The 14477-nt window shown below is 74.7% G+C and carries 9 protein-coding genes; 4 read left to right on the forward strand and 5 right to left on the reverse strand.

The genetic code is table 11. The annotated features are described in order from the left end of the window. Positions 1-128 precede the first annotated feature (128 nt). Entirely contained in the window at positions 129-473 is a 345-nt protein-coding gene (locus tag IE275_RS10715; RefSeq protein WP_189710198.1) for an ArsR/SmtB family transcription factor, read from the reverse strand. A gap of 128 nt (positions 474-601) precedes the next feature. Here IE275_RS10715 and IE275_RS10720 point away from each other — a divergent pair, with 128 nt between their 5' ends. Further along, on the forward strand, positions 602-1588 hold the full coding sequence (locus tag IE275_RS10720) for a quinone oxidoreductase family protein (RefSeq protein ID WP_189710200.1): 987 nt from the start codon (positions 602-604) through the stop codon (positions 1586-1588). 71 nt (positions 1589-1659) lie between these two features. Here the strand turns inward: IE275_RS10720 and IE275_RS10725 are convergent, their stop codons facing one another. After that, on the reverse strand, positions 1660-2748 hold the full coding sequence (locus IE275_RS10725) for a threonine aldolase family protein (RefSeq protein WP_189710202.1): 1089 nt from the start codon (positions 2746-2748) through the stop codon (positions 1660-1662). After that, positions 2745-3416 (reverse strand): TetR/AcrR family transcriptional regulator C-terminal domain-containing protein, encoded by a 672-nt coding sequence (locus IE275_RS10730; protein ID WP_189710204.1) that lies wholly within the window; start codon positions 3414-3416, stop codon positions 2745-2747. The genes IE275_RS10725 and IE275_RS10730 overlap by 4 nt, the downstream gene beginning before the upstream one ends. Before the next feature lie 77 nt (positions 3417-3493). Between IE275_RS10730 and IE275_RS10735 the strand changes: the two genes are divergently transcribed. Beyond that, positions 3494-4645, forward strand: a complete 1152-nt coding sequence (locus IE275_RS10735) for a PP2C family protein-serine/threonine phosphatase (protein WP_189710207.1) — start codon at positions 3494-3496, stop codon at positions 4643-4645. A gap of 81 nt (positions 4646-4726) precedes the next feature. Here IE275_RS10735 and IE275_RS47220 read toward each other — a convergent pair whose 3' ends face one another. Further along, a complete protein-coding gene (locus IE275_RS47220; protein ID WP_373299197.1) occupies positions 4727-6751 on the reverse strand; it encodes an eCIS core domain-containing protein in 2025 nt (674 codons plus the stop codon). A gap of 219 nt (positions 6752-6970) precedes the next feature. Between IE275_RS47220 and IE275_RS10745 the strand changes: the two genes are divergently transcribed. Then, positions 6971-8692 (forward strand): RNA ligase family protein, encoded by a 1722-nt coding sequence (locus IE275_RS10745; protein WP_189710209.1) that lies wholly within the window; start codon positions 6971-6973, stop codon positions 8690-8692. After that, complete coding sequence (locus IE275_RS10750; protein ID WP_189710211.1) at positions 8692-11742, forward strand: poly(A) polymerase; 3051 nt, start codon at positions 8692-8694, stop codon at positions 11740-11742. The genes IE275_RS10745 and IE275_RS10750 overlap by 1 nt, the downstream gene beginning before the upstream one ends. A gap of 106 nt (positions 11743-11848) precedes the next feature. On the opposite strand, the gene IE275_RS10755 is transcribed toward IE275_RS10750, so the two are convergent. Further along, positions 11849-14299 (reverse strand): ATP-binding protein, encoded by a 2451-nt coding sequence (locus tag IE275_RS10755; protein WP_229870192.1) that lies wholly within the window; start codon positions 14297-14299, stop codon positions 11849-11851. Positions 14300-14477 lie beyond the last annotated feature (178 nt).

Consider the following 14477-nt stretch of genomic DNA (forward strand, 5'->3'; position numbering starts at 1 on the left):
TCGGTCAACCAGCTATCGGGAAATGTAGCCTTCTCAGGTTTGTGGAGCTTATTGAGGCAGCCACCGAAAGAAGGCGTCCAGAGAGAATGGTGAGCACCACGTTCGGACGCCGCGGGCTCCCGAAAGGCTCAGTCGGTGTCGCCCGCGCGCAGGAGCAGGTCGAGGAGGCCGGGGAAGCGTGCCTCGAACTCCTCGCGGCGTAGCCGGTTGACCCTTCTGGGGCCTTCGTCGCGCTGTTCGACCAGGCCGACGCCGCGCAGGACCGAGAAGTGATGGCTGAGGGCGGCCTTGCCGACGGGGACGTCGAAGCTGCCGCAGCTGCGCGTCCAGTCGGCGGAGTGCGCCAGCTCGCGGATCAGCTGGATACGGACGGGGTCCGCGACCGCGGACAACGCGGCGAGCACGGACACCTCCTCGGGATCCGTGTGCACCGGTGCCGCACGGTGACCACCGCCGGGCGCCTGGTTCGCCATGCCTCTCCCGTTCCTCGACGGGACACCACGCACGGTGCCCCAGCCGGTTGCCGAGTGTTCGATGGATATCTTACAGTCCCAGTGTTCGCTTCCCGTTGAACACTCGTCGAAGGGTGCGGTGATCCGTCATGCGCGCGGTCGAATTCCAGGAGTACGGCGCCCCCGAGGTGCTGAAGGCCGTCCGGGCCGAGACGCCCGAGCCGGGGCCGGGCCAGGTCACCATCGACGCCGCCTATGTCGGCGTGAACTTCGCCGACCTCAAGGCGCGTGCCGAGGGATACCGGGTGCAGTCGTTGCCCTTCCGGCCGGGCCTGGAGGTCTCCGGGCGGATCCGGGCCGTCGGCGACGGTGTCACGGGGCTGGCCCCGGGGCAGGAGGTCGCCGCGCTCGTCGACGGCGGCGCCTACGCGGAGGTCGTCGTCGCCGACACCACCACCGTCTTCCCGCTCCCCCGGGGCATCGACCTGCGCACCGCCGCGACCCTGCCCACCGTGCTGCCGACCGCGCACGCCCTGCTCCACGAGGTCGGACGGCTGCGCGCCGGGGAGACCGTGCTGGTGCACGGCGCTGCGGGCGGCATCGGCACGGTGGCCGGGCAGCTGGCCAGGGCGGCGGGCGCCGGCGCGGTCTACGGCGTCGCGTCCTCCCCGGCCAAGGCCGATCACGCCCTCAAGCACGGCTACGACGAGGTGTTCACCGCCGGCACCTTCGCCGACGACGTCCGCCGCGCGACCGGCGGCAGGGGCGTCGACCTGGTTCTCGACCCGGTGGGCGGCGACACGCTGCGCCGGGGCCTCGACGCGCTGGCCGTCTTCGGGCGCCTGGTGTCCTTCGGCAACGCGAGCGGGGCCGGGCCGTGGCAGGTCGGGCAGCCCGAGCTCTACCCGCAGGGCCGCTCGGTCGCCGGCTTCTCCGTTCTCGCGCTCGCGCAGACGGCGCCCGAGGCCCTGCGTTCGCTCGCCGAGCGCGCCTTCGCCAAGGTCACCGACGGCACCGTGAGTCTCCCGGTCACCGCCGAGTTCCCGCTGGCGGAGGCCGCCGAGGCACACCGGCTGATGGGCGGACGCGCCTCGACGGGCAAGCTGCTGTTGCGGGTGGCCGACCGGGAGGACTGAGTCCGCCCTGCCGCCCCCCTCACGGGGTCCGCGTGGTCGCCCCCCTCACGGGGTCCGCGTGCTCGCCACCCTCACGGGCCCGGTGTCGCGCCCACCGGGGCCGGACGGTCGGCGTGCCGGCCGACGGCCTCCAGGAGCTGGTCGACGTCCTGCGGCGTGGTGGCGAACGAGGTGACGAAGCGGACCACACCGGGCTCCCAGCGGTCGTGGTAGAAGGCGTAGCCGTCGGCCAGCAGCCCCTGGACGACCTGTCGCGGCAGCCGGCAGAAGACGATGTTGGCATCGGCGGCGCCGAGCAGACCGACCCCCGGTACGGCCGTCAGCCCTTCCTGGAGCCGGGCCGCCATGGCATTGGCGTGGGCCGCGTTGCGCAGCCACAGGTCGTCGGTGAGATAGGCGTCCAGCTGGGCGGCGTGGAAGCGCATCTTGGAGGCGAGCTGGCCGGCACGCTTGGCGCGGAAGGCCAGCTCGGCGGTGCGGGAGCGGTCGAAGACGACGATCGCGTCGGCGGTCATCGTGCCGTTCTTGGTGGCCCCGAAGGACAGCAGGTCGACGCCGGCCCGCCAGGTCAGGTCGGCGGGGGTGCAGCCGAGGGCGGCGACGGCTCCGGCGAACCGCGCACCGTCCATGTGCAGGCGCAGACCCGCCTCCTCGGTGATCGAGCCGAGGGTGCGGATCTCGTCGAGCGTGTACACGGCTCCGGTCTCGGTGGCCTGGGTGATCCCGACCACGGAGGGCTCCACGCTGTGCACGTCGCCGGCCTTGTGCCGTGCGGCGGCGCGCAGCTCCTGCGGGTCGATCTTGGCGTCGTCGCCACCGAGCGGGATCAGTTTCGCGCCCGCCGTGTAGAACTCGGGCGCCCCGCACTCGTCGTTGTTGATGTGGCTGTCGCGGTGGCACAGCACGCTGCCCCAGGGCGGGGTCAGCGCGGCGAGGCTCAGGGCGTTCGCGGCGGAGCCGGTGGAGACGAGCAGGACGTCGACGTCGCGTTCGAATATCTCGCCCAGTCGGCGCCGGACCGAGGCCGTCGTGTCGTCCGCGCCGTAGGGCAGCGCCTGGCCGGCGGCCGCCCGGGTCATGGCTTCGAGGATCTCCGGAGAGGTGCCGGCGGTGTTGTCGCTGCTGAAGACGCGGGAGGCAGGGGTGGTGATGCCGCTCATGGTCGGGTTCCTTGCTGGTGGTCGGCGGACCGGGCCGGGTCCGCCGCGCGGATGAGCTGGCGCAGGGCGCCGTGGTAGACGTCGTGGTCGGTCAGGGCGGGCACGATCGCGGCCAGGCTGCCGGTGAGTGCCGGGAACTCCTCCGGGTCGAGTGCGGCCAGCGCGGTCCGGGCGGCCGCCTGGGCGGCCTTGGGGTCGCGGTGGTCGACGAAGCCGGCGCTGCCGAGGGTGAGCAGGTACATCCGCCGGTATGTGGTGATCGCCTCGTGCGGGGTCATCCCGGCGGCGAGGCTGTCGGCGACCTGGGGCTCGACCAGGCGGGCCAGCAGGTGCGGGCCGAGCCACGGCCGTGTGCCGCGCAGGGCGAGCAGGCCCGGGTGAGCCGCCAGCAGCCGGTACAGCGCGGTGAACCGGGTCTCGGTCGCGGTCGCCCAGTCGGTGTCCGGCTCGACCTCGGGCAGCCGGGCGGCCACGTGGTCGAGGCACAGGTCCAGCAGTCCGGCCAGGTCGGTGCAGCGCCGCTGGAGCGAGGCGAGGGAGATCTCCAGCCGGGTGGCCAGCGCCCGGAAGGTCAGCGCCTCGGGGCCGCCCTCGTCGACCAGGAGGAGGGCGGTCGCGGCGATCCGGTCCGGAGTCGCGCGGTCCAGCGAAGGGGAGTGGCGAGGCATGCGAGTCAGTGTACGGTACGGCGTATCTAAAAACTCCTGTCTAAGGTGGAGAGAGCACCGTGTGCCCGGGAGTTCCCATGACCAAGATCCGTCGGAAGCGCCCGGCCGAGACCCTCGGCACCATCGAAGCCCTCGACGCCATCGAGCCCCCGAGCAACGCGGAGACGGTCGTCGGCGTGCTCACGGTGACGGTCCTGGTGGAGGTCCTCGGCGTCCTGTCCGGATCCGAGGTGTGGCTCCTCGGACTGCTGGTCTTCCTGCCGGGGACGGCGTCGGCGCTGTGCACGCTCCAGCAGACGAAGTTCGTGGCCGCGTGGACCACCCTCTTCGTCACCGTCACCGTGCTGGTGCGGGCCGGCCACGGGGACGGGGACGGGAGCGGATGGCTCGACCGGGCGCTTCTGGTGCTGCTCACCCTCGCCCTGGGGGCCGCCTCCGTCTACGCCTGTCACCGGCGCATCGCGCGCGAGCACGAGATGCTGCGGCTGCGCTCCACCGCCGCCGCGATGCAGCGGCACATCCTGCACCCCCTTCCCCTGCTCACCGACGACGTCCTGGTCAACGGCGTCTACGAGCCCGTCCAGGAGGACCGGCTCGTCGGCGGTGACATCTACGACGTCGTGGCCTCACCCTGGGGGACCCGGGTGCTGATCGGAGACGTCCAGGGCAAGGGCCTGGCCGCCGTGGGCGCCGCGTTCGCCGTCATCGGCGCCTTCCGCGAGGCGGCCCACCGCGAGCCCACCCTCACCGCGCTCGTCGACGCCCTCGACTCCGCCGTCGTACGCCACAACTCCTACGCCGAACAGACCGGCGACGACGAACGGTTCGTCACCGCCCTCGTGGTCGGAGTCGACGCGGGCGCGGAGGCGCAGCTCGTCAACTGCGGTCACGTTCCGCCCACGTTGATGCACGACGGCGCCGTCACCACTCCGGCGCTGGACTCCGGCGTGCCGCTCGGACTCGCGGAACTGGCCGTCGAACCGACGACCGTCGACTGGTTCGCCTTCCCGGCCGGTTCCACGCTGGTGCTGACCACGGACGGCCTCACCGAGACCCGCGCCGACGACGGCACCTTCTACCCGGTCGACGAGCGCCTGATGGAGCACCTCGACCTCTCCCCCGCCGACCTGCCCCGGGCACTGCACGAGGACGCCCGCGCGTTCGCCGGCGACGGCCGCCGGCACGACGACGTGGCCGTCCTGACCGTCCGCCGGTCACCGCGCCACTGACCACGGCCACCGACCACAGCCACAGCCACAGCCACAGCCACAGCGGACGTTCGGAGTGCGGCAGGCCGCCCGCGATCCGGCTCAGTTGTAGCCGTACCCCGCCCCCGCGTACGCCGCCTGCGGCGCCTGCTGCTGGGTCTGGAGGGCGGTCGTGACCTCGCGGAGCTTGGCGCGCACGAGATGGTTCAGGTAGGTGAACTCCAGTTCCGTGATGGTGCCGCGCCTGCCGTCCATGATCTGCCGGTGCACCGGGTGCGGCTGAGGCGCGTTCAGCTGACCGCGAGGGACGAGCGAGATGTCGTAGCTGATGAACTCCGCGACGTTGTCGGGGCTGTTGGGTACACGGGCGTGGACCTCGGGGGTGCTGTCGAGCAGCACGTCGACCCGGAGCTGGATCGAGTGCCCCAGGGCCGCCAGCTGTCCGACGAACGGGCGCAGCGCGGTCTCCATCGCGAGCTGCTCGGTGTTGACCGCGTTGGTCCCGATCACCAGGTTGGCCGGCAGGTCCGGGCCGCCGTCGCCGTCGCCGACGAGGTGGCACCACTCGTGCGAGGCGAGCCGCTCACCGGTGGAGCCCTTGCGCCCCTCGTCGCCCATCAGCTCGTGGGCCTGCTTGCGGCCCATGGCGCGCGACGGGTCGCGGCCGGCGGTGCGGCGGTCCACCTGGGGCGGCGAGGAGAGCGCCATGTACCCCTGATGTTCGAGCCCGCTCACGGCGGCGCCCGCGGCAACGGTGTTGTCGAAGGTGGTGGCGCTGCGGTACCTGCGCTCGTTCTTCGCCGTTCCGTCGGCGTGCTGGAAGTGGGGGTCGACGCCGGTCGAGGAGACGTAGAAGACGAAGGGCTGGCCGGGGTCGGTCGGCAGGGCGGTGAAGGCGGCCATGTCGTGCGCGGTGAACCGGCTGCTCGCGTCCAGTCCGAGCTGCTGGGCCATCGCCTCGGCTCGGGCCGCCTCCTGGAAGTCGGCCAGATTCCAGTGGGCCGGATTGGGCGACCAGCGCTCCGCGAAGCGGTAGGTGCGGCCCGCCGACGCACCGCTCTGCCGCATCTTCAGTGTCCGCCGCACGACACGGAACGGCTGGCTCGCGTCGATGAGGGTGGTGCCCGCGTTGGCGGGGGCGTTGACCATCTCGACGCGGTAGATGAAGTGTCCGGACTGGTACTTCAGCGGCCAGGAGGGGCGGGGACCGGGGTTGCGGTGCGGGATGGCCGGCAGCGGCGGGTCGTCCATCTGCAGGAGGTCCACGGCGCCCGGAAACGGTGTCGCCCACGCATGCGTGGGCAGCGCGGGCAGGCTGCCGTCGGGGCCGAAGGCCTCCGCCGGGACGTACAGGGCGGGCAGGAACTCCATCTCGTCGCGCTGCTGGCGGGCCAGCTGGGCGTTGCTCACCGGTGCCTGGCCGTTCCACATGCGCTGCGCCGTGCCGGTGCCGTCCGTCGGCGTGCGGTCGTGCTCCCGCGCGCCCTCCGGTGCGGACACGGCCTGCCCCGCCGGGAGGCTCAGCGCGCGTGCGGCGTTGGCCTCGGCCTCCCGCTCGAAGCGGTCGGACGGGTCGGAGACGTTGAGTCCGTCCCCGTGGTCGGTTCCGGTGACCGGGCCCCGACGCTGCTGGATGACGTGGGTGAGCTCGTGGGCGAGGGTGTGCCGGTCCGTGCCCCCCGCGCCGAGCACGATGTGGCTGCCGGAGGTGTAGGCCCGGGCGCCGATCTCGGCGGCCGACCGCTGGGCGACGGAGCCGGTGTGCAGGCGCACGTCGGAGAAGTCGGCCCCGAGGCGTGCCTCCATGTCGGCACGGGTCCCGGCGTCCAGGGGCTGTCCCGCCCCCTTGAGCACCTGGTGCACGCTGGAGCGCTGGACGGTCGCCCGCGCCGGCTCGGTCCGCGCCGCCGGAGGCTCGGTGGCCGGCCGCGCCGCAGGCTGGTTCCGCTCGTCCCGCAGCGCCCGTGCCGTCGCGGCGTTGCCCGCCGACCGCTGCAACGCCAGCGCCTGCCCGGACGACATGCCGCCGAGCCGGCCCGGCACCACCGTCGACGGGCCTCCGCGGCCGGCCGGCCGGTCACGGTCCTGTCCCCGCTCGCCGCCGGATGTCTGTCGCTGTGCGCGCACGGCCCCCTCTTCCCCTCGTCGGACGACCCACGGAACGATGAACGCTCCAGCGTGCCGCACCCCGCCCCGCCCGCCCATGCCCTCAGGGACACACTTTCGGGCACACCTCGCACCCGAGGGCCCTGTTCCATTTCCCGGCACGCGCGGGCCGGCCGCCGCCGGACCGCCCGCCGATAATCCGCTGGAGGGGCCGTTTCCCGCGCTCCTATAGTGGCCCGCATGCGCACCTCCTACCCCCGAACCCCTCATTTGCCCTGGTCACCGGGTGCTTCCGCGGACGATGTGCGGGTCGGTGGGCTGAGCGGGTTCGCGGGGCGGGAGATCGTCGTCACCGAGAAGCTCGACGGGGAGAACACGACCCTGTACGCGGACGGGCTGCACGCGCGGTCCGTGGATTCCGCGCACCACCCCTCGCGGGCCTGGGTCAAGGCGCTCCAGGGGCGGGTGGGGGCGCGGATCCCGGCGGGGTGGCGGGTGTGCGGGGAGAACATGTACGCACGGCACTCGATCCCGTACGACGCCCTGGAGAGCTACTTCTACGGGTTCTCCGTGTGGGACGAGCGGGACCGGTGCCTGGACTGGGACGCGACCGTGCGGTTTCTGCGGGGTCTGGGGGTCCCGGTGCCGCCGGTGCTGTGGCGGGGGGTGTGCGACGAGCGGGCGCTGCGCCGGCTGCGGGTGGAGACCGGCCGGCAGGAGGGCTACGTCGTACGGACCGTGGACGGCTTCGCGCGGGAGGACTTCGCCGGGCGGATCGCCAAGTGGGTGCGGCCCGGGCATGTGACGACGGGGACGCACTGGATGCACACGGCCGTCGTGGAGAACGGGCTCGGCCCGGCGGCCGCGCTGTGGGCCGTGCGCTCCGGGGCGGCGGCGGACGGGGAAGCGCTGGCCGGGCAGTTGGGCGTGACGGACACGGACGGTGACGCGGCCGCCGAGGCGGGCGCCCGGCTCGACGCGCTGGGACGGCGCGGGGACGCACGGCTCGCGGGGGTGCTCGCCGCGCTGCTCCACCGCACGGGCAGGGCGCGGCTGATGGGCCGGGCCGCCGGGCCCCTGGGCGTGCCGCTCGCGCGGCGGGTCGCCGATCTGGTGGGCCTGCACCCGGCCCTGCACCGGCCGTACCCGGACGCGGAGCGGCGGGCCGGGCTCGTCCGGATGTCGTTGGCGACCGATCTGGGGGTGCTGCACGCCGTCGCGGGGGCGGTCGCGTCGGAGGACCGGGCGCGGGAACAGGTGGAGTGGTCCGCGCTGCACGCGGAGGAGGCCGGGCTGCTCGGCGAGGCGCCGCTCGCGCCGCTGCGGGCCGGGATGCGCGCGGCGCTGCGGCGCGACGGGGTCGGCGGCGACGCGGGGGACCGCTGCTGGGCGGAGGCGCGGGAGGCGTACGCCCAGGGGCGGGTGTCCACGGTGGAGGAGGCCGTCGCGGCGACCTGGCGGTGGCGCGGCGGGGACTTCCCCCGGCTGGTGCACCTCGTCGGGCCGTCCGGCAGCGGCAAGAGCGCGTTCGCGGCGCGGCTGACGGGTGTGTCGGCGTGCGTCTCCCTGGACGGCCTGCGCGCATCGCGCGGCGCGCGGGCGGACCAGAAGGCCAACGGGGACGTGCTGCGGGAGGGCCTCGACCGGCTGGACAAGGCGCTCGCGGCCGGTGGCACGGTCGTGTGGGACGCCACGTCGCTCAACCCGCACCAGCGGTCCCTGGTGCACGGCGTGGCCCACCGGCGCGACGCGCTCGTCACGCACGCCGTGGTGCTCGCGGACGAGGACGAACTCGTACGGCGCAACGCCACGCGCGCGCATCCGGTGCCGGCGGACGTGCTCGCGGGGCAGCTGCGCCGGTTCGTGCCGCCGTATCCCGGTCACGCGCACCGCACCTGGTACGTGGGCGCGGACGGGACCGTGGCGGATCACGACGGCACACTGGAGGGGGAGGACGCCTGATGCGTACCAGCGAGGAGATCTACCACCGGGTGCGCTGGGACCCGCGTTTCGACCCCGCGCGGTTCGTGCTCGGCATCAACCAGCGCGGCGCCGCGCCCAAGCGGGTGCCGCTGCCGGCGTACGTGCCGGGCGGCGAGATCCCCTGGCACCGGGTGCTGTTCGTGGAGGCGGACGGCGAGCTGGTGTGGGACCGTGCCACCGGCGTGGACCGCATCGACGAGTCCGGCGCCGGACGGGTGCGCGACCCGCGACGGCTGCGGGCGCCCTTCTTCACGGCGCGCACCCCGCACACCTGGGACGCGGCCGCCGAACGGTGGATCCCCGCCACGCCCACCACGCCGGAGCCGGGGCGGGACCGGGTGCGGGTGCTCACCTGGAACACCCTGTGGGACCGCTACGACAGCCATCGCATCGACACCGCCCTGCGCCGACCGCTGTTGCTGGCGGCGCTGGAGCGCGCCGACGCGGACGTGATCGCCCTCCAGGAGGTCGAGGCGGGACTGCTGACCATGCTGCTGGACGCGCCATGGGTACGGGCCCGCTACGCCGTCGGCACCGACCCCTACGGGAAGGACGTCGACGACTGCGGGCAGCTTCTGCTCAGCCGGCTCCCCGTGCGGGAGGCGGCCCTGCACGTCCTCAACCACCACAAGGCGGTCACCGCCGTCGTCGTGGACACCGCCTCCGGACCGCTGACCGTGGCCTGCACCCATCTGACGAGCGACCACTCCGAGGACGGGCCGGCCCGGCGCGGCGGCGAACTGACCCGGCTCGCCGAGGGGCTGGCGGGTGTGGCGGGCGGCCTGGTCCTGGTCGGCGACTTCAACGACGGCGGGCCCGGCCCGGCCCGCACGCTCGGCATGCTCGACACCTGGACCGAGACGCACGGGCCGGACGACCACTCCCCCACCTTCGACCCCGGCGTCAACCCGCTGGCCGCCGTCTCGTCGCTGACCGGCCGCGCCTCCCGCCTCGACCGGGTCTTCGTCCGCGCCGTCGACGGACCGCGCGTGACCGGCACGGCACTGCTCGGCGACACGCCCACCCCGGAAGGGCTGTACGTCTCCGACCACTACGGGATCGCCGCCGACCTGCACTGCGGCACCGGCACTCCGGTCGACGTGCTCGACGTCGCGCCGACACCCCGTACGGCGCTGGCGTGGGTTCCGCCGCGCGAGCTGTGGCCGGCGATCCAGGACGTGCGGCAGGACCACGACGTGCAGATCCGGCGCTGGCCGCCGCACGTCAACGTGCTGTTCGGGTTCGTCCCCGAGTCGGACTTCGCGCGGGCGGCGCCGCTGCTCGCCGCCGCGGCCGCGCAGGTCGCGCCGTTCACGGCACGGCTGGAGGGACTGCACACCTTCGGGCACCGGCACAGCGCCACCGTGTGGTGCGACCCCGCGGCGGACGACGAGACGCCGTGGGCGGAGCTGTGGCAGGCGCTCGTGCGGCGCTTCCCGCGCTGCCGTGGACGCCACCGCGGGTTCACGCCGCACCTGAGCCTCGGCCGGACCGGCGATCCGCACGCCGTGGCCGTCGACTGCGCGGCCCGTCTGTCCCCCATGACCGCACGGGTCGGCGAGCTGGTCCTGCTGTCCCGGCGCGGTGACGAACCGATGCGGCCGCGGGCCACGGTGGCCCTCGGCACCGGCGAGGTGCGGTGGCTTCCCGAGCCGGCCGTCGGCCGGCCCGACCGGGACTGGGCGGACTGGGCCGCGCCCGACGCCGACGCGGGTGTCCTGCCCGCCACGGACGACGCGGCGGCCGAGCGGGTATTGCGGCGGCTGACGGACGCGCTGGGCGAGGGGAGCGACGCGGGCATCGGTGCGGGGGCCGACGCGGGGATCGGTGCGGGGATCGGTGCGGGGGTCGGTGCGGGGGTCGTCCACCTCGCCGGGTCGCGGCGCATGGGGTGCGCGCTCGACGGGGCCGACCTGGATGTCGTCGCGGCGCTGCCCGGCACGGTGGACCTCGCGGCCGTACGGGAGCGGGTCACGGCCGCGCTGCCGGACGCCGGGCGGGTGCGGGAGGTCGTCGGCGCGCGCGTGCCCGGCCTGCGGTTCCATGTCGAGGGGCTCGACGTGGACCTGGTGGTCGTGGCCACGGGAGCGGTGCCGGCGAAGGAGGCGGTGGCCCGGCGGGCCGAACTGGGCGAGGCCGCGGCGGTCGCGCTCAGCGCGGTGTCCGACGCGGACGCGGTCCTGGCGGCGGTGCGCGCGCGGGCCGTGGGTGCGGAAACTGCGGGAGCTGGAGCTGCGGGAGATGCGGGAGCCGTGGGTACGGACGTCGTGGATGCGGCCGGGGCGTCGCCGTTCGTGGTGCTGGCACGAGGTGTGAAGGCGTGGGCGAGGGCGCGCGGGCTGGACGGGGCGCCGTTCGGCGGGCTGCCCGGGGTGGCGTGGGCGGTGCTCGCGGCCCGTACCGTCCGGGAGTCACCGGACGTCACGGACGCGGGTGAGCTGCTGCGGCGGTTCTTCGGCACCTGGGCGGCGTGGGACTGGCGGGAGCCCGTCGCCCTCACCGGGGGCGGTGACACGGCCCAGGGGGCGGTGACCGTGCTGACGCCCGGCGCGCCCGTGCGGTCCTGCACCGAGCAGGTCGGCGCGGCCGGGCGGGACCTGTTGAGCCAGGAGCTCTACCGGGCCTGGGAGACCGTGGAGGCCGCGGCCGGGTCCGGTGCGGATCCGTGGCCCGAGCTGCTGTCCCCGCCGCCCCTGCACCGGCGGCACGCGGCCTGGGCCGTGGTGACCGTCCAGCCCCGCCGGGCGGAGGACTTCGACGAGCTGAACGGGCGCGTACGCGGGCGCATGCGCGCGCTCCTCGGCGCGTTGGAGGACGCGGGGGCCAAGGACGCGCACCCCTGGCCCCGGGCGCTGGTCCCCGCGTCGGCGTCCGACGCGGGGCCGGTCGACGCGCGGTACGCCATCGGGCTCGGGCCCGCACCACTCGACGCGGAACGGCTCGCGGAGATCGCCGGCCGATGGGGCACGGGCCTGCCGGGGGTCGAGGTGACGCACGTCGAGGGCGGGGCGGTTCCCACACTGCGGTGACGGGGCCGGTCCCGCCGTACGGCACCCGCGCCACCTGGCGATCCGGCCCCGGTCCTACGGCCGCTCCGCCCCACCGCCGGGGCCGCCCCCGCCCCAGGTCTGCCGGTCAGCGAGCCCCGAAGTCCCGCAGGACGGCCCGTCCCGCCGCGCGGTGCTCGGCGGCGCCCGCCGCATCCGTGGCGTCGAGCAGGGTCGCGATGCCTTCGTGGGCCAGTGCCTCCTCCTGCCGGTTGCCCAGGCGCGGGGCCAGGTCCAGTGCCTGCCGGTGCAGCCGCAGGGCCTCCTCGGGCAGGCCCGCGAGGCGGCAGGTCTCGGCGTAGCCGTTGAGAAAGTGGATCTTCCAGTGCTCCTCGAACAACTCGTCGAGCAGGGCGAACGCCTCCCGGTGGCTGGCCAGTGCCTCCTCGTAACGGCCCATCCGCCGCAGCGCGACACCCCGGCAGTTGAGGCACCAGGCCTGGTTGTGCAGGTGTCCGTCCTCGCGGGCCAGGGCCAGCGCCTGCTCCAGTTGCCGCGCCGCCTCCTCGGGTTCCTCGTGGGCGATGGCCACGCCGAGGGTGATCCGGGCCGTCAGGGCGGGCGGCCACGCGGGATCCGTGTGGGGCGTGCGCAGCACGTCCCGCGCCCGGCGGGCCGCTTCCTCGCGGTGTCCCAGTTGCAGCATCGTCCAGGCCTCCGAGGCCGCCGCGTGGGCCGCGTCCGTCGGGCAGTCGGCCTTCTCGTACAGCTTCCCCGCCAGCCGGAAGAGTTCGAGCGGCTCGTCGACGTGTCCCGCGTCCCAGCTCAGATAGCCGCGGCGGATCGCCAGCTCGGCCTCCGCCCGTACGTCCCCCGAGCGGGAGACGTGCCGTCCGGCCGTCTCGTACGCGGCGGTGGCCTCCGCCATCCGGCCCGCGTGGTAGCGGGCGAAGCCCAGGTCGCTGTGTGCCTCGGCCAGTCGCAGCGGATCGCCCAGGCGCTCGGCGGCGGCGAGGGAGCGTTCGAAGAGGACGTTGAGGTGCGTGGTGCCGCAGCGACGCGCGAAGTAGGCGCGCAGGAAGCGCGGCAGCTCGCACACGTGCAGGTCGGCCCCGACGGCGGCCGCCGTCTCGAAGGCGGCGATCAGGTTCGCGTACTCCGTGACGAGCCAGGCGATGGCCGCGTTCTTGTCCGTGAACCGCGGCAGTTCGGCCGGGGGGTCGCCGGCGCGGGCCGCCCGGGCGGGCGACAGGAACGGCATCGCGGCGTCGGCGGCGGCCGCCGCGTGCACGTAGTAGTCGAGCACCCGGCCCAGGGCCCGCTCCCGGTCGTCGGCCGAGTCCTGTTCCGCCCCGGCCCGGCGCGCGTGCTGGTGGACCAGGTCGTGCAGCCGGTAGCGGCCCGCCGTCGGCTGCTGGACGAGGTGCGCGTCGAGCAGGTCCTCCAGCATCGCCCGGGCGACGCGCAGCGGCACCTGCGCGAGCGCCGCCACCACGTGCTCGTCGAAGGACTCCCCGGGCAGCAGGCCGAGCATCCGGAACAGGTGGGCCTGGGAGCGGTCCAGTTGCCGCAGCGACATGGCGAAGGCCGTGTCGAACTCGCCGGCGCCCTCGGCCATCCGCTCGACGAGGATGCCCACGGTCCAGCCCGGCCGGTGCCGCAGCCGGGCCGCGGCGAGGCGCAGAGCCAGTGGCAGATGGCCGCAGAGCCGCAGCACCTCGGCGGCCGCCTCCGGATCGCGGGCCAGTCTGCCGTCGGGGCCACCGGGGTCGCCGCTGGCGCGGGCCAGCAGCTCCGCGCTCTCCTGCGGGCTCAGGACGTCGAGCGAGACCGGGGGCACCTCGTCCAGGCCGAGGAGTCGGTTGCGGCTCGTGATCAGGGCGACGGAGTCGCCGGCGCCGGGCAGCAGCGGGCGGACCTGGTCGACGTCGGCGGCGTTGTCGAGGACCACGACGACCCGGCGGTGGGCCAGTTCCGACCGCCAGCACGCGGCGAGTTGTTCGAGGCCCTCCTGCGGGACCCGCTCGGAGGGGACGTCGAGCGCGCCGAGCAGCATCCGCAGCGCGGAGTCGGGGTCGAGCGGGGGCCGGCCCTCGGTGAAGCCGTGCAGGTCCACGTAGAGCCGGCCGTCCGGGAAATCGGCGGCGAGCCGGTGCGCGGCGTGCACCGCCAGACAGGTCTTGCCGACGCCCGCCATGCCGTCGACGGAGACCACCCGATGGCTGTCGAGCGCGGCGAGCACGGCGGCAAGCCGCTCCTCGCGTCCGGTGAAGTCGGCCACGTCGCGCGGCAGATCGTTGCGGGGCAGCGGCCGGACCTGGCGGCTGCTCTTCGGGGGCGCCGGCAGCGGGTGGGAGATCCGCTCCCACAGCGGACGCAGGGGGCGGGGGTCGCGCTTGGCGAGCCGGCAGAGAGCGACCACCGCGGGCCACGGCGGGACGGTCTGCCCGTTCAGGTAGCGCGACAGCGACGAGGAGCTGAGGCCGGCGTCCCGGGCGAGGGCCCGTACGCCGAGCCCGGAGAGTTCCTGGAGCAGGCGCAACCGGGCCGCCAGCTCGTCCTGTGGATCGGCCTGCGCCGTCCGTTCGTACCCGTCCACCGTTCCCCCGCCTTCCCGTCCCGCTGGGGCAGCAGTCTTCCGAGCCAACTCGCCGCTGGTCAAGGGCGCTTCAACTGTCCCACGGTGTCCCACGGGCATGTCGCGGCACGCCCCGGGCGGCTGTGATGGTGTCACGCCCCGACGGAAGCGGGGCACCGACCGGGAGAAGAGAGACCGC

Origin of the sequence: Streptomyces phaeofaciens (assembly GCF_014648915.1) — a bacterium.
In the GTDB taxonomy this organism is placed as follows: domain Bacteria; phylum Actinomycetota; class Actinomycetes; order Streptomycetales; family Streptomycetaceae; genus Streptomyces; species Streptomyces phaeofaciens.

Excerpts from the sequence above, each read along its gene's own strand:
- IE275_RS10715 (WP_189710198.1), bottom strand. The coding sequence starts at position 473 with ATGGCGAACCAGGCGCCCGGCGGTGGTCACCGTGCGGCACCGGTGCAC.
- IE275_RS10720 (WP_189710200.1), top strand. The coding sequence starts at position 602 with ATGCGCGCGGTCGAATTCCAGGAGTACGGCGCCCCCGAGGTGCTGAAG.
- IE275_RS10725 (WP_189710202.1), bottom strand. The coding sequence starts at position 2,748 with ATGAGCGGCATCACCACCCCTGCCTCCCGCGTCTTCAGCAGCGACAAC.
- IE275_RS10730 (WP_189710204.1), bottom strand. The coding sequence starts at position 3,416 with ATGCCTCGCCACTCCCCTTCGCTGGACCGCGCGACTCCGGACCGGATC.
- IE275_RS10735 (WP_189710207.1), top strand. The coding sequence starts at position 3,494 with ATGACCAAGATCCGTCGGAAGCGCCCGGCCGAGACCCTCGGCACCATC.
- IE275_RS10745 (WP_189710209.1), top strand. The coding sequence starts at position 6,971 with ATGCGCACCTCCTACCCCCGAACCCCTCATTTGCCCTGGTCACCGGGT.
- IE275_RS10750 (WP_189710211.1), top strand. The coding sequence starts at position 8,692 with ATGCGTACCAGCGAGGAGATCTACCACCGGGTGCGCTGGGACCCGCGT.